This window comes from Streptomyces sp. NBC_00316, from assembly GCF_036158715.1.
Lineage (GTDB): Bacteria > Actinomycetota > Actinomycetes > Streptomycetales > Streptomycetaceae > Streptomyces.
Map to the genome: position 1 here is coordinate 6769653 of NZ_CP108023.1, position 25475 is coordinate 6795127.

General features: G+C 71.8%; 26 protein-coding genes and 1 pseudogene. 17 read left to right on the forward strand and 10 right to left on the reverse strand.

Annotation, left to right across the window (positions count from 1 at the left end; translation table 11 throughout):
- The first annotated feature begins 20 nt into the window (after positions 1–20).
- From OG878_RS30115 to OG878_RS30125, 3 genes are all read left to right on the forward strand, one after another.
- Positions 21–707, forward strand: coding sequence for a class II aldolase/adducin family protein (locus OG878_RS30115; protein ID WP_328889691.1), 687 nt, complete (start codon positions 21–23; stop codon positions 705–707).
- Positions 708–817: 110 nt separating this feature from the next.
- On the forward strand, positions 818–1945 hold the full coding sequence (locus tag OG878_RS30120; RefSeq protein ID WP_328889692.1) for an alpha/beta hydrolase: 1128 nt from the start codon (positions 818–820) through the stop codon (positions 1943–1945).
- Between the two features lie 183 nt (positions 1946–2128).
- Positions 2129–3439: a hypothetical protein gene (locus tag OG878_RS30125; protein WP_328891428.1), complete on the forward strand. Its 1311-nt coding sequence runs from the start codon at positions 2129–2131 to the stop codon at positions 3437–3439.
- An 85-nt stretch (positions 3440–3524) separates the two neighbouring features.
- On the opposite strand, the gene OG878_RS30130 is transcribed toward OG878_RS30125, so the two are convergent.
- Both OG878_RS30130 and ypfJ read right to left on the reverse strand, forming a co-directional pair.
- On the reverse strand, positions 3525–3938 hold the full coding sequence (locus tag OG878_RS30130; protein ID WP_328891429.1) for a VOC family protein: 414 nt from the start codon (positions 3936–3938) through the stop codon (positions 3525–3527).
- Between the two features lie 90 nt (positions 3939–4028).
- On the reverse strand, positions 4029–4919 hold the full coding sequence (gene ypfJ / locus OG878_RS30135; protein WP_328889693.1) for a KPN_02809 family neutral zinc metallopeptidase: 891 nt from the start codon (positions 4917–4919) through the stop codon (positions 4029–4031).
- A gap of 285 nt (positions 4920–5204) precedes the next feature.
- Between ypfJ and OG878_RS30140 the strand changes: the two genes are divergently transcribed.
- The 3 genes from OG878_RS30140 (at position 5205) to OG878_RS30150 (ending at position 8333) form a co-directional block, all read left to right on the forward strand.
- Positions 5205–6803 (forward strand): ABC-F family ATP-binding cassette domain-containing protein, encoded by a 1599-nt coding sequence (locus OG878_RS30140; protein ID WP_328889694.1) that lies wholly within the window; start codon positions 5205–5207, stop codon positions 6801–6803.
- A gap of 364 nt (positions 6804–7167) precedes the next feature.
- Positions 7168–7389: a helix-turn-helix domain-containing protein gene (locus OG878_RS30145; protein ID WP_007263382.1), complete on the forward strand. Its 222-nt coding sequence runs from the start codon at positions 7168–7170 to the stop codon at positions 7387–7389.
- A gap of 152 nt (positions 7390–7541) precedes the next feature.
- Complete coding sequence (locus OG878_RS30150) at positions 7542–8333, forward strand: enoyl-CoA hydratase/isomerase family protein (protein ID WP_328889695.1); 792 nt, start codon at positions 7542–7544, stop codon at positions 8331–8333.
- A 130-nt stretch (positions 8334–8463) separates the two neighbouring features.
- Here OG878_RS30150 and OG878_RS30155 read toward each other — a convergent pair whose 3' ends face one another.
- Positions 8464–9165 carry a hypothetical protein gene (locus OG878_RS30155; protein WP_328889696.1) on the reverse strand — a complete coding sequence of 234 codons (702 nt, stop codon included), beginning with the start codon at positions 9163–9165 and terminating at the stop codon, positions 8464–8466.
- A gap of 93 nt (positions 9166–9258) precedes the next feature.
- Between OG878_RS30155 and OG878_RS30160 the strand changes: the two genes are divergently transcribed.
- The 5 genes from OG878_RS30160 to amaP are packed head-to-tail and all read left to right on the forward strand — an operon-like array spanning position 9259 to position 11597.
- On the forward strand, positions 9259–9747 hold the full coding sequence (locus OG878_RS30160) for an Asp23/Gls24 family envelope stress response protein (protein WP_328889697.1): 489 nt from the start codon (positions 9259–9261) through the stop codon (positions 9745–9747).
- A 32-nt stretch (positions 9748–9779) separates the two neighbouring features.
- On the forward strand, positions 9780–9971 hold the full coding sequence (locus OG878_RS30165) for a hypothetical protein (protein ID WP_328889698.1): 192 nt from the start codon (positions 9780–9782) through the stop codon (positions 9969–9971).
- 5 nt (positions 9972–9976) lie between these two features.
- Positions 9977–10330 (forward strand): hypothetical protein, encoded by a 354-nt coding sequence (locus OG878_RS30170; protein ID WP_328891430.1) that lies wholly within the window; start codon positions 9977–9979, stop codon positions 10328–10330.
- Positions 10327–11013: a DUF6286 domain-containing protein gene (locus tag OG878_RS30175; protein ID WP_328889699.1), complete on the forward strand. Its 687-nt coding sequence runs from the start codon at positions 10327–10329 to the stop codon at positions 11011–11013. The genes OG878_RS30170 and OG878_RS30175 overlap by 4 nt, the downstream gene beginning before the upstream one ends.
- Entirely contained in the window at positions 11010–11597 is a 588-nt protein-coding gene (gene amaP / locus OG878_RS30180; RefSeq protein ID WP_328889700.1) for an alkaline shock response membrane anchor protein AmaP, read from the forward strand. Before OG878_RS30175 ends, amaP begins: the two co-directional genes overlap by 4 nt.
- Positions 11598–11650: 53 nt before the next feature.
- Here the strand turns inward: amaP and OG878_RS30185 are convergent, their stop codons facing one another.
- The 5 genes from OG878_RS30185 to OG878_RS30205 form a co-directional block, all read right to left on the reverse strand.
- On the reverse strand, positions 11651–12406 hold the full coding sequence (locus OG878_RS30185; protein WP_328889701.1) for an SDR family oxidoreductase: 756 nt from the start codon (positions 12404–12406) through the stop codon (positions 11651–11653).
- Between the two features lie 5 nt (positions 12407–12411).
- On the reverse strand, positions 12412–14211 hold the full coding sequence (locus OG878_RS30190; RefSeq protein ID WP_328889702.1) for a glycoside hydrolase family 15 protein: 1800 nt from the start codon (positions 14209–14211) through the stop codon (positions 12412–12414).
- A gap of 93 nt (positions 14212–14304) precedes the next feature.
- Entirely contained in the window at positions 14305–15120 is an 816-nt protein-coding gene (locus OG878_RS30195) for an SURF1 family cytochrome oxidase biogenesis protein (protein WP_328891431.1), read from the reverse strand.
- Between the two features lie 71 nt (positions 15121–15191).
- Complete coding sequence (locus OG878_RS30200) at positions 15192–15425, reverse strand: hypothetical protein (RefSeq protein WP_078852816.1); 234 nt, start codon at positions 15423–15425, stop codon at positions 15192–15194.
- Between the two features lie 64 nt (positions 15426–15489).
- The gene (locus OG878_RS30205) at positions 15490–16515 is read right to left on the reverse strand and encodes a DEDDh family exonuclease (protein ID WP_328889703.1); all 1026 of its coding nucleotides are present in this window, start codon (positions 16513–16515) and stop codon (positions 15490–15492) included.
- A 121-nt stretch (positions 16516–16636) separates the two neighbouring features.
- On the opposite strand from OG878_RS30205, the gene OG878_RS30210 reads away from it, so the two are divergent.
- The 4 genes from OG878_RS30210 (at position 16637) to OG878_RS30225 (ending at position 20102) form a co-directional block, all read left to right on the forward strand.
- Positions 16637–17347 (forward strand): VIT1/CCC1 transporter family protein, encoded by a 711-nt coding sequence (locus OG878_RS30210; protein WP_328891432.1) that lies wholly within the window; start codon positions 16637–16639, stop codon positions 17345–17347.
- 110 nt (positions 17348–17457) lie between these two features.
- On the forward strand, positions 17458–18351 hold the full coding sequence (locus OG878_RS30215) for a sterol desaturase family protein (protein WP_328889704.1): 894 nt from the start codon (positions 17458–17460) through the stop codon (positions 18349–18351).
- Positions 18348–19037: a lysoplasmalogenase gene (locus OG878_RS30220; RefSeq protein ID WP_328889705.1), complete on the forward strand. Its 690-nt coding sequence runs from the start codon at positions 18348–18350 to the stop codon at positions 19035–19037. The genes OG878_RS30215 and OG878_RS30220 overlap by 4 nt, the downstream gene beginning before the upstream one ends.
- A gap of 21 nt (positions 19038–19058) precedes the next feature.
- A complete protein-coding gene (locus tag OG878_RS30225) occupies positions 19059–20102 on the forward strand; it encodes a zinc-dependent alcohol dehydrogenase family protein (RefSeq protein WP_328889706.1) in 1044 nt (347 codons plus the stop codon).
- On the opposite strand, the gene OG878_RS30230 is transcribed toward OG878_RS30225, so the two are convergent.
- Together OG878_RS30230 and OG878_RS30235 are read right to left on the reverse strand one after the other, a co-directional pair.
- Positions 20092–21528, reverse strand: a complete 1437-nt coding sequence (locus OG878_RS30230) for a CoA transferase (protein ID WP_328889707.1) — start codon at positions 21526–21528, stop codon at positions 20092–20094. The two genes, OG878_RS30225 and OG878_RS30230, sit on opposite strands and share 11 nt — an antisense overlap.
- A gap of 112 nt (positions 21529–21640) precedes the next feature.
- Positions 21641–23173 (reverse strand): annotated as a pseudogene (locus tag OG878_RS30235) (S8 family peptidase); the annotation flags it as partial.
- A 286-nt stretch (positions 23174–23459) separates the two neighbouring features.
- Between OG878_RS30235 and OG878_RS30240 the strand changes: the two are divergent.
- Both OG878_RS30240 and OG878_RS30245 read left to right on the forward strand, forming a co-directional pair.
- Entirely contained in the window at positions 23460–23831 is a 372-nt protein-coding gene (locus OG878_RS30240) for a DUF485 domain-containing protein (RefSeq protein WP_328889708.1), read from the forward strand.
- On the forward strand, positions 23828–25468 hold the full coding sequence (locus tag OG878_RS30245) for a solute symporter family protein (RefSeq protein ID WP_328889709.1): 1641 nt from the start codon (positions 23828–23830) through the stop codon (positions 25466–25468). The genes OG878_RS30240 and OG878_RS30245 overlap by 4 nt, the downstream gene beginning before the upstream one ends.
- The last annotated feature ends 7 nt before the right edge of the window (positions 25469–25475 follow it).

The window sequence follows — 25475 nt, forward strand, 5'->3', positions numbered from 1 at the left end:
GCACTGCCAGGATCTTGCTCATGAGCGATCGCACCCATGACGCGCAGGAAGTCCACGACGCACAGGACGCCGTCGAACGGGCCTGGTGCGACGTCGTGGCCACGGCCCGCAGGACCGCTGCGGACGGACTGGTCGTCGGAACCTCGGGCAACGTGTCGGCGCGCGTCGGCGACCTCGTCCTGGTCACACCGAGCGGCGTGCCCTACGACCGGCTCCGCCCCGGCGACACCGTCGGCGTCGACCTGCAGGGCAGGCAGGTCCTCGGCGAGCTGGCCCCGACCAGCGAACTCCCGCTCCACCTGGCGGTCTACCGCAACAGCGACGCGGCTGCCGTCGTGCACACCCACGCGGTCCACGCCACGGCCGTCTCCACCCTCGTCCCCGAGGTACCGCTGGTGCACTATGCCGCTGCCATGCTGGGCGGACCCGTCCGTACCGCGGCCTATGCGCGGTACGGAACGCAGGAGCTGGCCGACCGCATGCTGGACGCCCTGCACGACCGCACGGGCTGCCTCCTGCGCAACCACGGGACCGTCACCTACGGCTCCACCCTCGACGAGGCCTACGACCGCACCGCCCAGCTCGAGTGGATGTGCCGGCTCTGGCTCACCGCGAGCTCAGTTCCGGGCCGCTCCCCTTCCCTGCTCACGCGGGCCCAGCTGAACGAGGTCCAGGACGCCCTGAAGGGGTACGGACAGCCCGGCTGACCTCGCGTACCCCGGCTCCCGCCGGCACAGAGGAGGGGCCGGGGCGCGCGGCGGCACCGGACGGCCCCCGTCCACTGGCAGGGCGCGGCACACCCACCGACACTGAAGCCGTGCGCCCGGCTACAGCGACGGCAGCAGCCGTCACCACCGTCCTCGGCGTCGGCGCGGCAGCGGTCGCGGCCGGCCGGTACGCCAGCGACGCCGCCCTCGGGGTGCCGTCGGAGCGCCCCCTTCCCGCGGACCGCAAACTCACCGTGCATGCCACGGCGGCCGGACAGATCACGCTGACCCGCTCCTTCGCCGCGCTCCGGCCCGGTACGTACGGGCTGGTGGGAGACGGCGTCCACGCCGTCGTCGGCCCGGTGATCGAGCAGGCACCGCACGCCGCCGACGCCGTCGTACGCCGGCTGGAACGCGTCAGCAGCGGCAGCCTGGAACCCGGCGTCCAGGTGCGCATCACCCCTGCGGTGTACAGCGGCGACCCCCGCACCGCCCTCGGCCTCGACCACCAGGACGTCGAGATCCCCGGCGAACTCGGGATCCTGCCGGCCTGGTTCCTGCCCGGACCCAGGAGCACCTGGGTCATCACCGTGCACGGCCTCGGCACCACTCGCGAACACCCCATGAACGTCATGGAGTTCCTGCACGGGCTGCGGCTCCCGGTGCTCGACCTGGCCTACCGCGGCGACCCCGGAGCGCCGCGCTCCCCGGACGGCCTCGCCCACCTCGGCGAGTCCGAATGGCGCGACCTGGACGCGGCCATCCGATTCGCCGTGCGGTACGGCGCCGAGAACGTCGTCCTGCACGGCTGGTCGACCGGCGCCTCGATGGCCCTGCACGCGGCCGTGAACTCCGCACTCCGCGACCGGATCTGCGGCCTCGTCCTGGACTCCCCGGTGCTCGACTGGGCCACCACCCTGCGTGCGCTGGCCACCGCCCGGGGCGTTCCGTCCGTGCTGATCCCGCTCGCCGTCCGCGCCGCCCAGGGCCAGACCGGACTGCACGGCGCCCGGCTCCTGGACCCCTCCGTGCCGCAGGTCCTGCACGTCCCCACGCTGATCTTCCACGGCCCCGACGACACCCTGGCCCCCTGGCAGCCGTCCCGCGATCTCGCCGCGCGCCGCCCCGACCTGGTCTCCCTGCAGTCCGTACCGCTGGCTCCGCATGCGGCGATGTGGAATGCCGGTCCGGACCGCTACGAAGAGGCCATGCGGCGCTTCCTCACGCCCCTGATGTGACCTGATGCGAGGGATCATCCGGTTGGTCCGGGCCCGCCCCGCCGCCCGTTCCCCCGCCAATTCGGGTTCCGTTTGGGCTTTCGGGCCGTCAGAGGCAAGACTGCTCCCGTGACGTCCCGTACCCCGCGCGACTCCAGGCTGCGACTTGTCCGCCCGCGATCCCTCGCCACGGCCCGCACGGCCGTGACCACCCGGCGCACCAGGCCGGCCCCCCGGCCGCCGGAGGGCACCCCGCCCCGTGCGGAACTGGCCCGCCAGGCCAGGACCGTGCTGGCCGACGCCGTACGGATCGCCCGCTGGGCCGCCGACGGTGCAAGCCCCGGTACGGCCCCGCTCGCCGCCCACGCTCTTCAGCGGGCCGCGGCCGCACTCGAACTCTCCCCGGCCCAGGTGCGCTCCGGCTGGGACCGGGCCCGCCTGGCCGGCCTCGTGGAACTGCACGGCGAGACCGCACGCCCGGGCTGGCGGCTGCGCGCCTGGGACGGCGACGACTCCGCCGTGCTCCGCGGCTGGGTGGCACTCTTCGACGCCTGGTCGCTCGTCCACCCGGCACCGGAGGACATAGAGGCCACCGCGGTCGCCGAAGCCGTCGAGGCCGTGCCCCAGGTGCTCTCCCTCCTCCAGCTCTCGGCAGGCCCGGTCACCGTGCCCGCCCTCCTCGATCTCCTCGGCCAGCGTGTCGCCGAACTCCATGAGGAACGCTGTGAGGTGCCGTACGGGCCGCAGGTGCCGCACCAGCCGGCCGAACCCGCCCCCACCGCGCACCCCGCCGCGCTGATCGCGCTGCTCCTCGACTGGGCCCTGGAAGGACTGGCCGCCGTCGGCGCGCTGACGCTCGGCGCCGGCCACGCCACCCTCACCCCGCTCGGCAACTGGGCGGTCTGGGTCAAGCTGGAACAGATCTGCGTCGCCGCCCAGAGCCCGGCCGGGAACATCGAACAGTCCGCGGCCGACATGCTGCTCGGCTGCGCCCGGCTCACCCCTGGGCCGGCCCGCGCCGAATACCGCGCCTGGCTCGCCGCCCGTCCCGTCGGCAGCGCCGTCGCCGAACTGCTCGCCGTCGCCCGCGGCGAGGACGCGCTGCTGCGCGGACTCGCCTTCGAGGCGCTCCGGGTCGTCGGGGCCCCCGCCGAGCCCGAGGTGCGCTCCGTCGTCACCGACCCTTCGCTGCGCCCGTACGCGCTGCTCTGGCTGGCCGAGTACGACGGAGCCGACCCCGAGGACGCCCAGGAGGTCCTCAGCCGCGAGGAATCCACCTGGCTCTGGGTCGACACGGCGGCGGCCGTCGCCGATCACGGGGAGACCGCGCTGCTGGTCCGCCATCTCGACTCGGCAGTCCAGGGCACCGTCCCGGCCCTGCTCGACGAGGTACGGGCCGTCGGGCACCCGCGCACCGTCCAGGTACTCGTCGCGCTGGCTGCCGCCCACCCCGATCCGGCCCTCGCCAAGGCCGTCCGCCGCGCGGCCTTCCAGGTCCACACCGGCGGCGCCTGACCGACCCGCAGCCCGAGGGCGTGCGCGCGGACACGCCCGTGCCCGTCCTCGGCCCCGCACCGGACCCGGCGTCGAGGACAGGCACTCAGCCCGCGGACCCCGGGGCGTACGTCCCGAAGCTCCACACATTGCCCTCCGCGTCCCGCGCCATGTACTCGCGCGAGCCGTAGTCCTGGTCCGTGGGCGGCAACAGGATCTCCACCCCGTGCTCCACCGCCCGGGCATGGTGGGCGTCGACCTCGTCGACCACGACGTACACACCGCTCGGCCCCGCGCCCGCCATCGCCTTGGCGAAAATCCCCTCACGGCCCCTGGAGCCCAGCATCACCCTGCCGTTGCCGCAGGACAGCTCCGCGTGCAGCACCACGCCGTTCTCCCCCTCGTGGACGGCTTCCTCGGTGAACCCGAGTCCCTCCGTCAGGATCCTGATCGCGGCCTTCGCGTCGTCGTACAGAATCGTCGGACAGATCGTCGGAACCCCGGCCGGTGCGCCCGCCATGGCGCTCACCCCATTTCGCACTCCGTCTGAGCCTGCTCTGTGATGTGCGTCTCAGTCTTGCACCGGCCACCGACAACGGGCCGGAGCCGCTCAGCGGAAGGTGTTGCAGTCGGCCATGTCGCCGCTGCGGAAGCCGGTGGTGAACCACTGCTGGCGCTGCGCGGCCGAGCCGTGCGTCCAGGACTCCGGGGTGACCTGGCCCTGGAACCTCTCCTGGATCCGGTCGTCGCCCACCGCCGCGGCCGCGTCGAGCCCGTCCCGGATGTCCGCCTGCGTCAGCGACGTGATCAGCGGCCGCCCGGTCGCTTCGTCGGGCGTGGTCGTCGCGTGGTGCGCCCAGACCCCCGCGTAGCAGTCGGCCTGCAGCTCCACCTTCACCGCGTTGCTGTTCGAGCCCGTACGGCTGTCCTGCGCCCGGCTCAGCGTCCCCATCTGGTCCTGCACATGGTGGCCGTACTCGTGCGCGACGACGTACGCCTCGGCGAACGGGCCGCCGCTCGCTCCGAACTTCGTCCGCAGTTCGTCGAAGAACCCCAGGTCCAGATAGACCTGCCGGTCGCCCGGGCAGTAGAACGGCCCGACCGCCGAGGTCGCCGCGCCGCAGGCGGTGCCGACCCGGTCGGTGAACAGAACGGTCCGCGCATTCCCGTACTTCGCCTCCCGCCGGGCGAATTCCTGGCGCCAGAAGTCCTGCACGCTGTTGACCACGGCGACGGTCCGGCAGTCGTCCCTGGTGTTCGCGTCCTGGCCGGTCCGGCAACTCTGTTCGACCTGCGCCGCCGAGGACTCGGTCGCCGTCGTGCCCGAGTCGCCCGACGAGAGACCCAGCTGGTCCGGGCCGACGCCGAAGAACAGCCCCAGGATCAGCGCGATGATGCCGACGATGCCGCCGCCCACCGTGGCCCTGCCGCCGGGGATGCGGCTGCCGCGCACGTCCTGGACCTCGGACGTGTCCAGATCGGCGTCGTCGTCGAACTGCATGGGGGAACCACCCTCTGATCCGGCTGCGGCTGCCTCACCGCCCTGCGCCGAGTATCGGATAGTTCATACAGACATGCCCCTTTTCGGTGACGGGGTGCAGTGGACCGGCCGCGCAGGGCGAGCGCCCGGGGCTCCTGGAGCGGCGGCGGCAGCAGCACGCGGAAAAGCAGTTGCACACCGCCAGTAGAATGAGCCCTATGGCAATTCTCCTTGTGCACTAGACGGCGTCGAGATAACTCCGCCCGTCGTCCCGCCCGCCGTCCATACCGCCCTGGAGTTTTACCCGTGATCACCGCTTCCGGCATCGAGCTGCGCGCCGGCGCCCGCATCCTCATCGAGTCCGCCTCCTTCCGTATCGCCAAGGGCGACCGCATCGGCCTCGTCGGCCGCAACGGAGCGGGCAAGACCACCCTCACCAAGTGCCTCGCAGGCGAAGGCGTACCCGCCGGCGGCACCATCACCCGCTCCGGCGAGGTCGGCTACCTCCCGCAGGACCCGCGCACCGGTGACCTCGACGTCCTCGCCCGCGACCGCATCCTCTCCGCCCGCGGTCTCGACGAGATCCTGCGCAGGATGCGGGAGAACGAGGAGCGGATGGCGAACGGCAAGGGCGCCACCCGCGAAAAGGCGATGAAGAAGTACGAGCGCCTGGAGACGGAGTTCCTCACCAAGGGCGGATACGCCGCCGAGGCGGAGGCCGCCACCATCGCCGCCGCACTCAGCCTTCCCGACCGGGTGCTCGGACAGCCGCTCCACACGCTCTCCGGCGGTCAGCGCCGCCGGGTCGAGCTGGCCCGCATCCTGTTCTCGGACGCCGACACCCTGCTGCTCGACGAGCCGACGAACCACCTCGACGCCGACTCGATCGTCTGGCTGCGCGACTACCTGAAGAGCTACCGCGGCGGCTTCATCGTGATCTCCCACGATGTCGACCTCGTCGAGACGGTCGTCAACAAGGTCTTCTACCTCGACGCCAACCGCGCGCAGATCGACATCTACAACATGGGCTGGAAGCTCTACCAGCAGCAGCGCGAGGCCGACGAGAAGCGCCGCAAGCGCGAGCGCCAGAACGCCGAGAAGAAGGCCGCGGCCCTCAACTCGCAGGCCGACAAGATGCGCGCCAAGGCCACCAAGACGGTGGCCGCGCAGAACATGGCCAAGCGCGCCGAGCGGCTGCTCTCCGGCCTGGAGGCCGTGCGGGTCTCCGACAAGGTCGCCAAACTGCGCTTCCCCGAGCCCTCGCCCTGCGGCAAGACGCCCCTGATGGCGGAGGGGCTCTCCAAGTCGTACGGCTCGCTCGAGATCTTCACCGATGTCGATCTCGCCATCGACAAGGGCTCCCGCGTCGTCATCCTCGGCCTCAACGGTGCCGGCAAGACCACTCTGCTGCGGCTCCTCGGCGGCGCCGAGAAGCCCGACACCGGTGAGGTCATCGAGGGTCACGGACTCAAGCTCGGCTACTACGCCCAGGAGCACGAGACCCTCGACCCGGACCGCTCCGTCCTGGAGAACATGCGCTCCGCCGCCCCGGATCTCGACCTCGTCGAGGTCCGCAAGACGCTGGGCTCGTTCCTCTTCTCCGGTGATGACGTCGACAAGCCGGCCGGGGTCCTCTCCGGTGGTGAGAAGACCCGTCTCGCCCTGGCGACCCTGGTGGTCTCCTCCGCCAATGTGCTGCTCCTCGACGAGCCGACGAACAACCTCGACCCGGCGAGCCGCGAGGAGATCCTCGGTGCGCTGCGCACGTACAAGGGCGCGGTGGTGCTCGTCACGCACGACGAGGGCGCGGTCGAGGCGCTCCAGCCCGAGCGGATCATCCTGCTGCCGGACGGCGTCGAGGACCTGTGGGGCGCGGACTACCAGGACCTGGTCGCACTGGCCTGATCCCGGGGCCCCGGCCGCTCCGGTCGGGGTCTTCGCGGTCCCTGATCCACTCGGACTGGATCATTCGGCCCAGTCGTGATCCATCATCTGTGTGAGGACCTCTCGTACCGCGGCGCGGCGCCCGGCAGATAGCTGCCGGGTGCACCCATGTGGGGCCGCGTTCCCCGCACCGCCCTGACCTGCTCGTTCGTCCCGGGTCCACAGCAACTCGCCCCCATAGCACTGCGGAATGCGTGATTCCGCTTGTGAGGGCGCATTCCCGGGGCGCAAAACCGGTCGTACGGACCTTGCCGAATGGGTGGCCAGGAAGGCTTCGAGGGGTGATCATGAGAGTCCAGAGCGCACTTCCCATGAGGAGGCACGGGTGGCCGAGACTCTGAAGAAGGGCAGCCGGGTGACCGGCGCCGCGCGCGACAAGCTCGCGGCAGACCTGAAGAAGAAGTACGACTCCGGTGCGAGCATCCGGGCGTTGGCCGAAGAGACCGGCCGCTCCTATGGATTCGTCCACCGGATGCTGAGCGAGTCCGGAGTCACTCTGCGAGGACGCGGCGGAGCGACGCGCGGCAAGAAGGCCGCCGCGGCCTGACGGCCGTCGGCGGATCGGGACACGTCGCAGGACGGACGTGCCCGGGGGCTCACCGGTTTCGGCGGTGGTCACCCGGTCGACCGTGCGGTCGACCGGGTGGTTACTGTTCAGTCACTTAGCTTGCTGACTGCACCCGATCCCGGAGGCGCCCCATGACCTCGCTCGACTCTGTGCTCGACCAGGACGGCGTACGACTCACCGTCGACGACGCGGTTGCCACGGTGACTCTCACCAATCCGGCCAAGCGCAACGCTCAGTCCCCCGCTCTGTGGCGGGCGTTGACAGCGGCCGGACGGGCACTGCCCGGCAGCGTGCGGGTCGTCGTGCTGCGCGGCGAGGGCAAGTCCTTCTCCGCCGGCCTCGACCGGCAGGCGTTCACCCCCGAGGGGTTCGACGGCGAGCCGTCCTTCCTCGACCTGGCGCGTGGCCCGGAGTCCGAGCTCGACGCGACCATCGCCGAGTACCAGGAGGCGTTCACCTGGTGGCGCCGCAACGACATCGTGTCGATCGCGGCCGTCCAGGGGCACGCCATCGGTGCCGGCTTCCAGCTCGCCCTCGCCTGCGATCTGCGGATCGTCGCCGAGGACGTGCAGTTCGCCATGCGCGAGACCAGCCTGGGGCTGGTCCCCGACCTCACGGGCACCCACCCCCTGGTGAACCTGGTGGGGTACGCCCGCGCGCTCGAAATCTGCGCCACCGGCCGCTTCGTGTACGCGGAGGAGGCCGAGCGCACCGGCCTCGCCAACCTCGTCGTCCCCGCCGAGCAGCTCGACGCGGCGGCCAGTGACCTCTGCGCCGGGCTGCTGGCGGCCCCGCGCGACGCCGTCATCGAGACCAAGGCGCTGCTGAGCGGCGCGGTCTCGCGTACGTACGAGGACCAGCGCGCCGCCGAACGCGCCGCACAGGGCCGTCGCCTGCGCGACCTGGCGGGCGTCACCGACTGAGGCCACGGCACCCGGCCGGTGCACCGCGTCCGAGGGGCGCGGCATCGGCCGCGCGCCCGCCGCCGACGGCGGACGTGGCACCGGCCCGGACGCCTGCCACCGGAGGGGACGGGCCGCCCGGCCACTTCCTTCACCCGTCCTCCACCACCGCGGTGACCAGCACCGTGACCGGCGGATGCCCGTCCACGGCGTCCGCCACCGCCGTACGCACCGCCCGTACCACGTCGAGCGCCCGGTGGTCCGCCGTCGTCGCCAGCTCGACCCGCACATGGTCCGGACCCGTGTGCACCGCGCTGCCCAGCACCCTGGTCAGCGCCGCAACGCCGGGGACCCCGGCGGCCGCGGTCCCCGCCGTGCCCTCCGGTTCCACTGCGCGCACTGCGGCCGCTTCCGGCACCGGCCGCTCCGGGGCCGCGTCCAGCAGCTCCGTCACCCGCAGATCCACCTCGCCGACCACCAGGCCCAGCCGCTCCGCGGCCGCCGTCAGCAGCGCCGAGCGCAACGCGGCCGCGGCGGCGGGCAGCGGCTGCTCGGCCGTCGCGGACATGGTCGCCTCGATCCGCAGGGGTCCGGGCGGCAGCGCACTCGGCGGGGCCGGCAGCGCGGGGCGCGGGGCGGCGTCCGGATCCGCCACCGCGATCCGTACGTCACCGAGCACCGGGCCGGGGCCCGGCGCCCCCGTCGCGCGGCGCAGCACCGCCACCGCCGCCCGCTCCGAGATCCACGCCCCGTCCGCCGGACCGCCCAGAGGGAGCAGTCGGCCCAGGCCGAGCCTCTGCCGTACCGCAGCTGTCCATTCGTCGGCCCTGTGCGGGCTGTCAGCCGTCGTCATTGCTCCAGCCTGCCGCATCCGCGGCGCGGGACCGGGCAAGCGCACTTAGTGTGGGCAGCGAAGTCCGACCCTGCCCCGAAGGGAAGAGTGGCGATGACCGAAACCCCACAGCGGACCCGGCCCGAGACCCCCGACCACGCGGCGGGGGACGACGGAAGAAGGAACCCGCTGACCAAACGCGGAGGTGGCGACCCCGCCACCCGTGGCCGCACCACCATCGCCGACGGCGTGGTCGAGAAGATCGCCGGCATGGCGGCGCGGGACGTGGTCGGTGTCCACGCCATGGGCAGCGGTCTCTCCCGGACCTTCGGCGCGGTACGCGACCGGGTCCCCGGCGGTGGCAAGTCCGTGACCCGCGGCGTCAAGGCGGAGGTCGGCGAGCTGCAGACCGCCCTCGACCTGGAGATCGTCGTCGACTACGGCGTGTCGATCTCCGAGGTCGCCCGCGACGTGCGCGAGAACGTCATTGCGGCGGTCGAACGGATGACCGGACTCGAGGTCGTCGAGGTCAATATCGCGGTCAGCGATGTGAAGCTGCCCGACGAGGAGGACGAGGACCAGTCCGAGCCGCGTCTGCAGTAGGCCTCCCACCCGCAGCAGTTGAGGAGCGCACGATGAGCATGGCTGTGGTCGGCCTGTTGGCCGGCATGGCGCTCGGATTCGCCGGGTACTTCGGTGGGTTCGGGGCCTTTCTGCTGGTCGCCGCGTTGGGGGCGGTCGGCTTCGTCGCCGGCCGCTTCCTGGACGGCGACCTGGAACCCGGCGACTTCTTCCGAGGTCGCGATCGCGGCGACCGACGGCGGTGACGGCATTGTCGGGGGTGCTGGGCCGGGTCCCCGCCGCGGAGCGCGGGGCGACCCGGATCGCCGACCGGGTGGTCGCGAAGATCGCCGCGCAGGCGGCGAAGGAGACAATCGACGAACCGCCGAAGGAGTGCGCCGCACCGCGCGCCACCGTCACCGTGCACCGTGACACCGCCCGGGTACGGGTCAGTCTCGAACTCGGATACCCCACCGACATCGGCCACCAGTGCGGTGCCGTGCGTCGACAGGTCACCGAGCGGGTAAAAGCGTTGGCGGGCATGGACGTGCCCGAGGTGGTCGTACAGGTCGAGCGTCTGTACCCCGCTGGAGCGAGCGTCGCGGCACAGGGGAGGATCCGATGACCGAGCCCCAGGACCCGGGGAAAAGTACGCCGCACCTGCCCACCGCCGGCCCCGCGGAGCACGGCGGGACGGTGGCCCTGGACCAGTCGGCCTCCGCCGCGTCGTTCGATCCGCCGCCGGCGAAGGAGCACAGCGGCGGCAGCGCCGGCCGCTTCTGGTCCGCCCGCCGCATCCCCGCCGGCCTGGTCGCGCTGGTGGTCCTCGGCTGCACGGGACTGCTGCTGTACGACGTGGCGGCGGTACGGGCCGGCCGTCCGGCGATGCAGTGGCGCCGTTCGCTCGCCGACCACCTGGCGCAGCGGCCCCTGAGCAACGCTTGGGTGCTGACCGGTGCGGGCCTCGCCGTGGTGATCGGCCTGTGGCTGCTCGTCCTCGCCGTCACGCCCGGCCTGCGCGACCTGCTGCCGATGCGCCGCGACCGCCCCGGGGTACGGGCCGCCCTCGACCGGACCGCCGCCGCTCTGGTCCTGCGCGACCGGGCCGTCGAGGTGTCCGGTGTGCAGTCGGTGCGGGTCCGGATGGGGCGCAGCAAGGTCGCGGTGCGCGCCGTGTCGCACTTCCGTGAACTCGACGATGTACGGGCCGACTTGGACACCGTGCTGGCGACGGGCATCGACGAACTGGGCCTGGCGCGACCGCCGGGCCTGTCCGTGCACGTCCGCCGTCCGGCGAAGAAGGGGTGACCGCCGTGCTCACGACCGTCAACCGGGTCCTGCTCGGCCTGGCCGGGCTGGTGCTGATCTGCGCCGGCGGCGCGGTGCTCGCAGCCGGGCTGGGCCTCTCCGTACCGTCCTGGTGGCCCTGGTACGGCAGGACCGATGTGCCGCTCTCCGAGGCGGACCGGCACCGCTGGCGCGCCGACGGCTGGTGGTGGCCGACCGTGATCCTGGTTCTCGCCGTGCTGGTCGTCCTCGCCCTGTGGTGGCTGCTCGCCCAGCTGCGCCGTGCCCGCCTCGCCGAGGTGCTCGTCGACAGCGGTGACGGTGCGGGGGCGCTGCTGCGCGGCCGGGCCCTGGAGGGCGTTCTCGCCGGTGAGGCGGGGACGATGGACGGGGTGGCCGGCGCGCAGGTGATGCTGGTCGGCCGGCGCAGCTCGCCGCAGGCCCGGATCAGTCTGCAGATGGAACCGCACGCGGCTCCGGACGAGACGCTCGGCCGTCTCACGGACGAGGCGCTGGCCCACGCCCGGGACTCGGCGGGTCTGGCGGAACTGCCGGCCGAGGTGCGGCTGCGGGCCGTCAGGCATCGCGCGGAACGCGTGAGCTGACGGCCGCGGCACCGGGGAAGGCGGCCGTCCGGTGGACGCCCGCCGGCGCCCCCTCAGAACCCGTGCCGCACACCCCCGTCCACCGGAACCATGATCCCCGTCAGATACGACGCCGCGGGCGACAGCAGGAAGGCCGCCGTGCGGCCGAACTCCTCCGGCGTCCCGTACCGGCGCAGCGGAATGCGCGCCTCGGCCGCAGCCCGCGACGCCTCCGCATCGCCGGACAGCGCGTCCAGCTCCCGCACCCGGTCCGTGTCGATCCGGGCGGGCAGCACCCCCACCACGCGGATGCCCCGCGGGCCGAGCTCGTCGGCCAGGGACTTGGCGAATCCGGCCAGGCCCGGCCGCAGACCGTTCGAAATGGTCAGCCCGGCAATCGGCTCATGGACCGAGCCGGAGAGCACGAAGCCGATGACCCCGCCCTCACCGAGCGCCGCGGCCGCCGTACGGGCCAGCCGTACCGCACCCAGGAACACCGAGTCGAACGCCGACTGCCACTGCTCGTCCGTGTTGTCGGCGACAAGGCCGGGGGCGGGTCCGCCGACGCTGATCAGGATGCCGTCGAGCCGCCCGAACCGCTCATGGGCGGCGTCCACCAGCCGCTGCGCCGCTACGGGTTCCGCATTGTCGGCGGCGAGGCCGACCACGTCCGGACCGAGTTCGGCGGCGGCCGCCTCGACCCTCTTCTCGTCACGGCCGGTGATGATCACCTTCGCGCCGTCCGCCACCAGCTCCCGAGCCGTGGCGTTCCCCAGCCCCCGGGTCGCGCCGGTGACGATGTACACACGTTCCTTCAGTCCAAGATCCATGGCCCCTATCCTGCCGCCTCGGTCTCCAGCATGTCTTCCCCGGTCAGGGCTACGGCGGTGCCCACCAGTCCGATGTGGCTGAATGCCTGAGGGAAGTTGCCGAGCTGCCGCTGCGCCACCGTGTCGTACTCCTCCGCGAGCAGCCCCACATCGTTGCGGAGTGCGAGGAGCCGTTCGAAGAGCTCCCTGGCCTCCTCTGCGCGACCGGTCAGGAGCAGCGCGTCCGCCAGCCAGAACGAGCACGCCAGGAACGCCCCTTCGTCGCCAGGCAGCCCGTCGATCGAGACGCCCTCCGTGCTGTAGCGGCGGACCAGCCCGCCACTGCCCAGCTCGGCCCGGACGGCGTCGACCGTGCCGATCAGGCGCGGATCGTCCGGCGGCAGGAATCCGGTCCGCGCGATCAGCAGCGTCGCGGCGTCCAGGTCCCGGGAGCCGTACGACTGCGTGAACGTGTTCCGCACCGGGTCGTAGCCCTTCTCGCACACCTCCCGGTGCACGGCGTCGCGCATCACCCGCCACCGGCCGGCGTCCCCGGCCAGCGACGGGTTCGCCTCCAGGGTGGACACAGCCCGGTCGGCGGCCACCCACGCCATCACCTTCGAGTGCACGAAATGACGGCGCTGGCCGCGGATCTCCCACAGTCCCTCGTCCGGCTCGCGCCAGGTGGACTCCAGGAACCCGAGCAGGCTGAGCTGCAGGCTCCAGGCGTGCGGCTGGTCGGCCATGCCCGCCTCGCGCGCGAGCCGGAGCGAGTCGATGACCTCGCCGTACACATCGAGCTGCCGCTGCCGGACCGCCGCGTTGCCGATCCGGACCGGGCTGGAGTTCTCGAATCCGCGCAGCCACGGCAGCTCCACTTCGGGCAGCCGCCGTTCGCCCGACAGGCCGTACATGATCTGCAGGTCGGCCGGGTCCCCGGCGACGGCGCGCAGCAGCCAGTCCCGCCAGGCGGCTGCCTCTTCCACATAGCCGGCCGAGAGCAACGCGTTGAGCGCCAGGGTGGAGTCCCGCAGCCAGCAGTAGCGGTAGTCCCAGTTCCGCACGCCGCCGATCTCCTCCGGCAACGAGGTGGTGGTGGCCGCCACGATGCCGCCGGTCGGGGCGAAGGTGAGCGCCTTGAGCGTGATCAGCGAGCGGATCACGGCCTCGCGGTACGGGCCCCGGTACTTGCAGCGGGCCGACCACTCGGCCCAGTCGGAAAGGGTGTTCTTCAGCGCCTCGTGCGGATCGACGAGGTCGGGGCGCGGTGAGTGCGAGGGGTGCCAGGTCAGTACGAACGCCACCTGCTCGCCCGCGGAGACGGTGAACGACGAGCAGGTGGAGAACTCCTGACCCCATGTCTTGACCGGCGGCTCGCTGCGCAGCCAGACCGAGTCGGGTCCGGCGACCGCCACCCGGTGGCCCTGCGAGCGGCGCACCCACGGCACGATGGAGCCGAAGTCGAAGCGCAGCCGGAGCACCGATGCCATGTCGACGGTGCCGCTGATCCCCTCGACGATCCGCATGACGTCGGGTTCCTGGTCGCGCTGCGGCATGAAGTCGATGACCTTGACCGTGCCGGTGCGGGTCTCCCAGTACGTCTCCAGGACGAGGGAGTCACCCACATAGCCTCGCCGGGTGCAGATGTCCGCACCCTTCGGCGCGATGCGCCAGTGTCCGTTGTCGTCGTCGCCGAGCAGAGCGGCGAAGCAGGCACCCGAGTCGAAGCGGGGCAGACAGAGCCAGTCCACAGAACCGTTCCTGCCGACCAGGGCGGCTGTCTGCAGATCGCCGATGAGGGCGTAGTCCTCGATACGTGGGGTCACGTTCTGCCGTGTTCCCGAACCGGGGCCCCGCTAAGCAGCCGGTGTCCCACGGGCGGACGCAGTCGCCGGCCGGACCGGCGCGGGCACCGCGCGTCAGGCCGTCGCGGGCTGGGGCTTCTCCGGCGTCGCCTCCGGCTCCCCGGCGGCCTCGGCCTTGGCCGCCGCCTCCACCCGGTCACGCTTCTCGCGCCGGGCGAGCACCACGTATCCGACCGGGACACCCGCGGCGAACAGCCACCACTGGACCGCGTAGGCCATGTGCGGACCGATGGAGCTGTCGTCGGGGGCCTCGATCAGCTCCGGAACGTCGCCGGACGGCTCGGGTGCGGTCTGCTCGATGTAGCCGCCGAGAACCGGCCGGGAGAGCGCCTTGGCCTGCTGGGCGCTGTTGATCAGCATCACCTGACGGTCCGGCAGGTCCGACAGGTCCTTGATGCCGCTGGTGCCCGTCGTCTCGTCGGCCTTGAGCCGTCCGGTGACGGTCACTTCGCCCTTGGGGACGGCCGGGATGTCCGGGAAGGCCCGCTGGTCGGCGGCGGTCGGGATCCAGCCGCGGTTGATCACGACCGTACCGCCGCCCTTGAGGTCGAGCGGGATCAGTACGTGGAAGCCGATGCTGCCGTCGGTGGAGGTCCGGCGGCGCACGACGACCTCGTGCGCCGAGTCGTACGTCCCCGTGGCCGTCACCGCACGCCAGTAGTCGGAGCGCGGGACCGTGTGGCCCGGAGAGGTGAGCGAGGTGACCGGTACCGGCTTCGCCTCGAGGTTGTGCGAGATCAGGGAGTTCTGCGCCACCCGGTGCTCATGCCGGTGGAGCTGCCAGAAGCCCAGCTCGACCATCGTGGGAATGAGGACGAGGGTGATCAGGGCGAGGATCAGCCACTGCCGGGTCAACAGGAAGCGGTACACCCCATGACGGTACAACTGCGTCATGGGGTGCATGGCGGAGGGGGTGGAGTAAGGCGCGCGGCGGCCTGCGGTCAGACTTTGTCGATGATGCCCACCTTCCCCTCGGCCCGGGCGCAGTGACCTCCGCAGAACCAGTGCCCGTCGACCTCGACGCCCTGCCCGATGACCTGGACCCGGCAGTGCTCGCAGATGGGCGCCATGCGGTGGATGGCGCAGGAGAAACAGTCGAAGACGTGCACCGCGCCCTGCGCGTGCACCTCGAACGACATGCCGTAGTCGTTTCCGCAAACCTCACAACGTGCCATGCGCCACAGGGTGGGATGCCGGGATGCCGGGCGGCGAGCGGCGGACGGGCGAGTCGCCCCCGGTTCACTCCGATGACGGCGTCGGCAGGGGAGCGGCCACGGGTGCCCCGGTCGTCGCCGACACCTGCGCCACGTCCCGCAGCAGGTGGGTGAAAGCGCTCTCGTCCACGATCGGTGTACCGAACGCCTTCGCCTTCACCGTCTTCGACGTCGCCGCGTCCGGGTCGTTGGTGACCAGCAGGCTGGTCAGCCGCGAGACGCTCGACGCCACGTGCAGTCCGGCCTCGATCGCCCGGTCCTCCAGCAGTTCACGGTCGATGGAGGTGTCCCCGGAGAACGCCACCCGCATGCCCTGCATGAGAGGCCTGTCCTTGTCGTACCGTCCGGGATTCGGATACGGGCAGGCCGGCCGCTTGCGCGAAGGGCGCCAGCTGCTCTGGCCGCCGTACGAGGGCTGGTGGCCGACCCGCGGGGTGACCGGGGAGTCCGACCACTCGGTGAGCGGACGGCACTCCAGCAGCGGCAGCCGCACCCCGTCGCGCGCCGCCGCATGCAGGCTCGGCCGGAACGCCTCGGCCAGCACCCGGGCGTCGTCCAGCGCGTGGTGCGCATGCTGCTGCACGACTCCGAAGTGCGCGGCCAGCGACGCCAGCTTGTGGTTGGGCAGCGGCAGCCGCAGCTCCTTGGCGAGGGCGATGGTGCAGAGCCGGTGCTCGACCGGGGCGACGGCGGACGCGCGCGCGTACTCCCGGGCCAGCATCGACCAGTCGAAGGCGGCGTTGTGCGCGACGAGGACGCGGCCCGCGAGCCGCTCGGACAGCTCGGCGGCGACCTCCGGGAAGAGCGGGGCGCCCTCCAGGACATCGCTCGTCAGGCCGTGGATCCAGACGGGTCCGGGGTCCCGCTCCGGGTTGACGAGGGTGTACCAGTGGTCCTCGACATTGCCCTGCGCGTCCAGCCGGTAGACGGCGGCGGAGATTATCCGGTCGTCCCGTGCGAGTCCGGTGGTCTCCACGTCGACGACCGCGTACCCCTGCGGGTAGGCGGTCGGCCACGGTGCTGCGGTCTGGCGGTCGTCGAGCATGGTCACAGAGAATACGGGCCGGGACTGACACTCCCGTATCCGGGAGCCGTCCGTCCGGCCCGGAGTTCCGGACCGGGCGGGTCGGTCCGCGTCCGGTGACGGAACCCGGTGAGACCATCCCCGGGTGATGTATCCCCAGGCCCATGAGGAGCCCCACGGCAGTGGCATCGGCGCACGGCTGAACTGGCTGCGCGCCGCGGTCCTCGGTGCGAACGACGGTGTCGTCTCCACCGCGGGCCTCGTCGTCGGCGTCGCCGGCGCCACCGGCGACCGCGGCGCCCTGCTGACGGCGGGCCTCGCCGGGCTGCTGGCCGGCTCCATGTCGATGGCCGCGGGCGAATACGTATCGGTGTCCACCCAGCGCGACTCGGAACAGGCCGCGCTGGCGACGGAGAAGCAGGAACTGCAGGAAGCCCCGGAAGCGGAACTCGTCGAACTGACCGGTCTGTTGGAGGGCAAGGGCCTGAGCCGGGACGTCGCCCGCGAGGCCGCCCTGCAGCTCACCGAACGCGATGCGCTGCGCGCCCACGCGGTCGTGGAGCTGGGCATCGACCCGGACGACCTGACGAACCCGTGGCATGCGGCGGGCGCGAGCTTCCTGGCGTTCACGGTGGGTGCGCTGCTGCCGCTGCTGGCGATCGTGCTGCCGCCGGCGCCGCTGCGGCTGACCGTCACGGTCCTGGCGGTCCTGGCGGCACTGGCGCTCACGGGGTGGTGGAGCGCGCGGCTGGGCGACGCGGCGGTGGGGCGCGCCGTGCTGCGGAACATGGGCGGGGGAGCGGTGGCCATGGGGGTCACCTATGCGGCAGGGGCGCTGCTGGGGGCGGCAGGCGTCTGATCCCGTGCGGGTGTTGGCAGAAGTCACCAAAAGCTGCTGACATCGCGTCTCGCATACTTGTTGGTAACAACGTCTAGTCCCCGGCCGACCACCGGCTCTACGGTGCTCGCATGGAGCCGAACCTGCCCGATGTCGTGCTGTGGTCCATACCGGCCTTCGTCCTGCTCACTGTTGTCGAAATGGTCAGCCACCGCATTCACCCGGATGAGGACGCCGCCGGGTACGAGACCAAGGACGCCGTGACCAGCGTCTCCATGGGTCTCGGCAGTCTCGCGTTCGATCTGCTGTGGAAAGTGCCCATCGTGGCGATCTACTCCGCGGTCTACGAGCTGACGCCGCTCCGCGTCCCCGTCCTGTGGTGGACCGTCCTGCTGATGCTGCTTGCGCAGGACTTCCTCTACTACTGGTCCCATCGCGGCCACCACGTCATCAGGATCCTCTGGGCCTGCCATGTGGTCCACCACTCCAGCCGGAGGTTCAACCTCACCACCGCCCTGCGCCAGCCGTGGACCTCGCTGACCGTCTGGCCGTTCTACGTTCCGCTCGTCGCCTGCGGTGTCCATCCGGCGGCGCTGGCGTTCTGCTCGTCGGCCAACCTCGTCTACCAGTTCTGGGTGCACACCGAGCGGATCGACAAGCTGCCCCGGCCCTTCGAGTACGTACTGAACACGCCCTCCCACCACCGGGTGCACCACGCGTCCCAGGGCGGCTACCTCGACCGGAACTTCGGCGGCATCCTCATCCTCTGGGACCGGTTCTTCGGCTCCTTCACCGCCGAGACCGAGCGCCCCGTCTACGGGCTCACGAAGAACATCGCGACCTACAACCCGCTGCGCGTCGCGACCCATGAGTACGCCGCCATCGCCCGCGACGTACGTGCCGCGGGCAGCTGGGGCGAGCGCGCCGGGCGGATCTTCCGCGGCCCCGGCTGGGAGCCGGCGCCGGCGGCCGCCCCGGCGGCCACTGCATCCACCGCCGTCCCCGCCCAGGAAAGCACCGGATGAGCGCCGGCACCGGCACGGATCCGCGGGCGCGTTTCGTACGCCCCCTGCTCATCGCGTTCCTCGCCGCCTCCGCCGTCGACCTCTTCGGTGTCCTCGCCGACGCCGGGGTCGCCCATCTCGTCGCCAAGCCGCTGCTGATGCCGTTGCTCGCCGGGTACGCCGTCGCCCGCCGCGGCCCCAGGCTGCTCGTCGCGGCGCTCCTCTTCGGCTGGGGCGGCGACACCCTTCTGCTGGCCGGCTCCGATACCGCCTTCCTCGTCGGCATGGGGTCGTTCGCCGCAGGCCATGTCTGCTATCTGTGGCTCTTCGGGCGTGCCCGCACCTCCCTGTTGCTCGCAGCGGCGTACGCCGTCTTCCTGGCCGGCTTCCTCGCGCTGCTCTGGGGCGGGCTGCCCGCGGACCTCCGGATCCCGATGACCGGGTACAGCCTGCTGCTCACGGCCATGGCCTACCGGTCCAGCACCTGCGGCCGGTACGCCGCGCTCGGCGGGGCGCTCTTCCTGCTGTCCGACGCGCTGATCGCCACCGGCATCGCCGACTGGCCGCAGCTGCCCGCGCCCGACTTCTGGGTCATGCTCACCTACCTCGCGGCGCAGTTCCTGCTGACCGTCGGGGTGCTCGTACCGGGCGCGAAGTGGGCCGTCGTCCCCTCCGGGGCGTACCGTGAGCGGAGTATCAGAATCTGAGACGAGCGAGGACTTCCACGCATGCGCGCCACCGTCATCCACGCCCCCCACGACATCCGTGTCCAGGAGGTGCCGGACCCTGCGATCCAGCAGCCCACCGATGTGGTGCTGCGCGTCCTGCGGGCCTGTATCTGCGGCAGCGACCTGTGGGCGTACCGTGGCGAGGCCGCACGGGAGCCCGGCCAGCGCATCGGCCACGAGTTCATCGGGATCGTCGAGGAGGCAGGACCGGAGGTCCGGGGCTTCGCGGCCGGTGACCTCGTCGTCGCCCCCTTCGTCTGGTCCGACGGCACCTGCGAGTACTGCGCCGAGGGCCTGACGACGTCCTGCAGGCAGGGCGGCTTCTGGGGTTCGGTCGGCTCCGACGGCGGGCAGGGCGAGGCCGTGCGGGTCCCGTTCGCCGACGGCACGCTGGTCAAGCTCCCGGCCGCCGCCGCGTCCGACGATCACCTGCTCACGGCGCTTCTGGCCCTGTCCGACGTACTCGGCACCGGGCACCACGCGGCCGTCGGCGCGGGCGTGAAGCCCGGCACCACGGTCGCGGTGGTCGGTGACGGGGCGGTCGGCCTGTGCGGCGTCATGGCCGCCAAGCGGCTCGGCGCCGAGCGGATCATCGCGCTCGGCCGCCACCAGGTGCGCACGGACATCGCCCGCACCTTCGGCGCCACGGACGTCGTCGCCGAGCGCGGCGAAGAAGCCGTCGCCGCCGTGCGGGAGCTGACCGGCGGCGCCGGTGCCCACGCCGTCATCGAGGCCGTCGGCACCGAGCAGTCGATGCGCACGGCGATCGGGGTCGCCCGCGACGGCGGCTCGATCGGCTACGTCGGAGTGCCGCACGGCAGCGGCACCGGCCTGGACCTCGGCGTCATGTTCGACCGGAACATCGCCCTGCGCGGCGGCGTCGCCCCCGTGCGCACGTACATTCCGGAACTGCTCCCCGACGTCCTGGCCGGCACGATCGACCCGTCGCCCGTCTTCGACCTCACCATCGGCCTCGACGAGGTCCCCGCCGGCTACAAGGCGATGGACGAGCGCACGGCGCTCAAGGTCCTCATCAAGCCGTAGCGGCACGCCACTTCGGCTCATCCGCGCCCAACCGGCCCGGCGGACGTGACCAGTTCGCCGGGCCGCCCGCGAAGGCGACCGGCGGCAGGGCGTACCGCAGCCGGCCGAGCGCGCTGTCCGTGGTGGCGAGGTACGTCTCGGCGTCGTACGGCTGCGACGCGCCGGCATCGGCAGGAGCCTGCTGCGCGAGCCCGTCGCACAGCCAGTGCGCCGTCTGCCCGAGCGCCAGCCGCAGCAGCCGCGAACCGCCGTCGTGGTGCTGCCCGGTCAGCGCCCGCAGCACGCCCGCGGCCAGCAGATAGCCGGTGCCGTGGTCGAGGGCCTGCGCAGGCAGCGCGCCCGGCGCTGCGGCGTCCCCCTCCGCGGCCGCGATCCCGGTGGCGACCTGCACCAGACTGTCGAAGCCGCGCCGTTCCTGCCACGGCCCGTACCGCCCCCACGCGGAGACCTGGGCCAGCACCAGACCGGGACGGCGTACGGCGAGCTCCTCCGGGGTCAGCCCGTATGCCTCCAGCGAGCCCGGCCGGTACCCGGTGACCAGCACATCGGCGGCGGCAAGCAGTTCGTCGAACGTCGCCCGGTCCGCCCGGTCGCCCAGATCCAGGGAGACCGACCGCTTGCCGAACCCCGTGTCGTTGTGGGCGTCCTGGCTCTCGGGCAGTTGCGGCGCATCGATCCGCAGGACGTCCGCACCCAGCAGCGCCAGCGTGCGGGTGGCGACCGGACCCGCGAGGACCCGGGTCAGATCGAGGACCCGGAGCCCGGCGGCGGGCAGCAGCGGCGAGGCGGGCAGGGGGGCGGGACGGCGCGGCACCACGGCGGCCGGGCCCTCGGTCCGGTCGAGCGTCAGCAGCGGGCGCGCCGCGATCGCGGCGCCCTGCTCGTGCGCCGCCCACTGCCGGGGGGTGCGCAGGGCGACGGCCAGGCCGCCTGCGGCGTACACCGTCTCCTCGACCTCCACCGCGCGCCGTTCGGCGAGTACGGCGGCCGCCGTGTCCGCCCCGGCGTCAGCGGCGAGGTCGAGCGCGGCGAGCAACCGGGCCCGGTGGTGCGGGTAGTTGGCATGCGTACGGACCCAGCCGTCGGCCGTCCGCCAGAACCGGGACAGCGGGGCGAACGTGGTCGGCGCGCGCCCGCCGACGCGCAGATGACGCTCGCTGAGGAACGCGGTGGCCACCGCACCGTCGTCGACCCGGACCCGCTGCACCGCGCCCCCGGTGCGGCACGCCGCCAGTTCGGCGGCGGCCAGGGCACAGACGGCGACGGTGGAACGGGCCAGCTCCATGACCGGCAGCCGCGCGGGCAGCAGTCCGGCCGGTCCGCCGCCACCGACACGGTCCAGGAGTGCGGGATCGCCGCCGAGGGCGGCCCAGGCCTGCCCCGCACCGGAGTCCGGCGCTTCGGTCACAGCTGTCACATCTGTCATGACCGCACTATGGCACTGCGTGCCACGGCGGTACGGCGCAGGGACCGGGAAACTCGGTCCCCGGCCCCTGCCTCCGAACGATCACCCGCGAACGATCACCGCAGGACCTTTGCCAGCGGACCGCGTCCAGCGCGTCCACGACACCGGCGCCGTAGAAGCCGTTGCGGTTCTTGGAACCCTCGCAGACGGCATCGATCGTGCCGTCACCGTTGATGTCGTACGGCGCGCCGCACGCGGTGGCGTCCGCCTCGACCGTCAGCAGCGCCTTCACGACGGCCGCCGAGGCGTGCGGGTGCGACGACTTGATCAGGGCCACCACACCGGCGACATGCGGGGAGGCCATGGACGTACCGGCCTTGTAGCCGTAGCCGCCACCCGGCAGCGTCGACAGGATCAGACCGCTTGTGGCCGGCGGTGCGGGCGTCTGGTAGACGGTCGAGTCGCCGCCGGGGGCAGCCACATCGATGACCCCGTGGCCGTAGTTGGAGTAGGAGGCCTTGAGGCCCTTGGCGCCGGTCGCGGAGACCGTCACCACGCCCGGCAGCATCGTCGGGATGTCGAAGCAATTGCGCGGGTCGACCGTCCGGTGGACCGGCGTGGTGTCGTTCGGGCTGGTCGAGTCCTCCAGCTCGTCGGCGGCCAGGTCCTCGCCGCTGTTGCCGGCCGCGGCCACGTTGACGGTGCCCTTGCGCTCCGCGTACTGGGTGGCGCGGGTGACCGCCTCGACCAGGGCGCCCTGGTCGGGGTCGTTCTTGCAGTTGTACAGCCAGGGGTCGGTGTAATAGCTGTTGTTCGTGACATCGACGCCGTGCTCGGCGGCCCAGACGAAGCCGCAGACGACGGCCTCGGTGTAGAAGAACCCGCTCGGGGTCGCCACCTTGATGCCCGCCACCTTCACGCCCGGCGCGACGCCGGTGACGCCGATGCCGTTCTTCGCGGCGGCGATGGTGCCCGCGACATGCGTGCCGTGGTCGCTCTCGCCGGCCTTCGGGCGCCAGGAGCCGTCCGTCGTGTCCGGCGCGCCGGTCACGCAGTTCGCCGACGCCTGACGGTCGAAGTTCGGTGCCAGGTCCGGGTGCGTGTCGTCGACACCCGTGTCGATGACCGCGACCGTGACCTTGCTGCTGCCCAGCGACACCTGGTGCGCCTTGTCCGCCTTGATGGCAGGCAGGTCCCACTGGAGGGGCTCCAACGGGTCCTGACCGGCCGTCGCGTTCGCGGACGCGGTCCGTGCCTGCTCGGCGGAGAGCGGCTGCTCGACCCCGATGTCCTTGGTGGCCTGCGGAACGATGGGGTTGGTCCGGGTCGCGCCCGCCGACTCCACACCCTTGACCCGGCGGATCGACGCGGCGAAGGCCGGGTTCTGCGAGTGGACGACGATGACGCCGATCTGCTCGTAGGCGATCACCACCGTGCCACCGGCCCGGGCTATCTCCTTCTTCACCTGCTTGACCGTGCCGTGGCCGCCGCGGGTGTTGACGACGTACGAGAGCGTCGGGCCGTCCGTCGAGACCGCCGCCGTGGGCAGTCCGTCCGACGGTGCGGCGGATGCGGTGCTTGTCGGCAGGAAGCCGAGCGAGGCCGTGAGGGCCAATCCGACGGGCAGTGTCAGTGCGCGCGTCCGTCTGGATCCCAGATGAGCCATGGGGTCTCCACATCATCCGTGTCAGTCGGCCGGACACAGGGTGTGTTCGGCCGCGTACATGAAGAGCGAAGCTATCGCCGATCATCCCGGCTCATCAACGAATTGACGGAACTGCGTTCGAAGTTGAGATCGGCGGGCGGGGCCAGAAAGTAGCGGTCCGCGGTGAACCGATGCGCCGTGCCCCCCGTGCCGTTGTCAGGGGAGGCGCATCACCGGCCCCCCGATACCGAGGTTTTCCGTGAAATCCAACGTCCCCAGCACCGTACCCGCGTCGCGAGGAGATTCCGTGGCTACCGATGCCGATGCACCGCCCCCCGAGGCCATCCCCGACACCGTCCCTGCCCGGCCCACGACGGAGGAGTTCGTCGCGGTCCAGGAGAGCGCGGAGTTCGCCGAACTGCGGCATGCGCACCGCTCGTTCGCCTTCCCCCTGACCGTCGCCTTCGTCCTCTGGTACCTGCTCTACGTGCTGCTGTCGAACTACGCGGCCGGCTTCATGGGGACCAAGGTGGTCGGCAACGTCAACGTGGCGCTCGTCTTCGGACTCGCCCAGTTCCTCACCACGTTCCTCATCGCCTGGTTCTACTCGCGCCACGCCGCCGGCAAGCTCGACCCGAAGGCCGCCGCGATCAAGTCCCGTATGGAGGCCGACGCATGAGCGCCGCCCACGCCGCATACCCCACGGTCCAGCTCGCCGCCGAAGGCGCGAGCGAGCACCGGCCGCTGATCATCACGCTCTTCGCGTGCTTCGTCGTCGCGACCCTCTTCATCACCGTGTGGGCGGGCCGGCAGACCAAGGATGCCGCCGACTTCTACGCGGGCGGCCGCCAGTTCACCGGCTTCCAGAACGGTCTCGCGGTCTCCGGCGACTACATGTCCGCCGCGTCGTTCCTCGGCATCGCGGGCGCCATCGCGCTCTTCGGCTACGACGGCTTCCTGTACTCCATCGGCTTCCTGGTCGCCTGGCTCGTCGCCCTGCTGCTGGTCGCCGAACCCCTGCGCAACTCCGGCCGCTACACGATGGGCGACGTCCTCGCTTACCGCATGCGCCAGCGTCCCGTCCGTACCGCCGCGGGCGCCTCCACCATCGTCGTGTCGATCTTCTACCTGCTCGCGCAGATGGCGGGCGCCGGTGTCCTCGTCTCGCTGCTGCTCGGCATCACCAGCGACGGCGGCAAGATCGCCATCGTGGGACTGGTCGGCCTGCTGATGATCGTGTACGTCACCATCGGCGGCATGAAGGGCACCACCTGGGTGCAGATGGTCAAGGCCGTGCTGCTCATCGCGGGCACCGTGCTCATCACCTTCCTGATCCTGCTGAAGTTCCACTTCAACATCTCCGACCTGCTCGGCACCGCGGCGGAGAACAGCGGCAAGGGCAAGGCGTTCCTCGAGCCCGGCCTCAAGTACGGTGCCACCGGCACCTCGAAGCTGGACTTCATCTCGCTCGGCATCGCGCTGGTCCTCGGCACCGCCGGACTCCCCCACATCCTGATCCGCTTCTACACCGTGCCGACCGCCAAGGCCGCCCGTAAGTCGGTGAACTGGGCGATCGGCATCATCGGCGCCTTCTACCTGATGACGATCGTGCTCGGCTTCGGCGCCGCCGCGATCCTCAAGCCGGCCGACATCATCGCCTCGAACAAGGCGGGGAACACGGCGGCCCCGCTGGCCGCCCTGGAGATCGGCGGCGGCTCCGGCTCCACCGGCGGCGCCATCCTGCTCGCCGTCATCTCCGCGGTCGCCTTCGCCACCATCCTCGCCGTCGTCGCCGGCCTGACCCTGGCGTCCTCGTCGTCGTTCGCGCACGACATCTACGCCAACGTCATCCGCAAGGGCAAGGCCACGGAGAAGGAGGAGGTGCGCGCGGCCAAGTGGGCGACCGTCGCCATCGGCATCGTCTCCATCGCACTCGGTGCCCTCGCCCGCGACCTGAACGTGGCCGGACTGGTCGCCCTCGCCTTCGCTGTCGCCGCGTCGGCCAACCTGCCGACGATTCTGTACAGCCTGTTCTGGAAGCGGTTCACCACCCAGGGCGCCCTCTGGTCGATCTACGGGGGCCTGGCCTCGTCCGTCCTGCTGGTGCTGTTCTCCCCGGTCGTCTCCTCCAAGCCCTCGTCGATGTTCCCGGACGTCGACTTCGCCTGGTTCCCGCTGGAGAACCCGGGCCTGATCTCCATCCCGCTGGGCTTCCTGCTCGGCTGGCTCGGCTCCCTGCTCTCGAAGGAGGAGCCGGACAAGGGCAAGTACGCCGAGCTGGAGGTCAAGTCCCTCACCGGCGTCGGAGCCCACTGACGGGGAA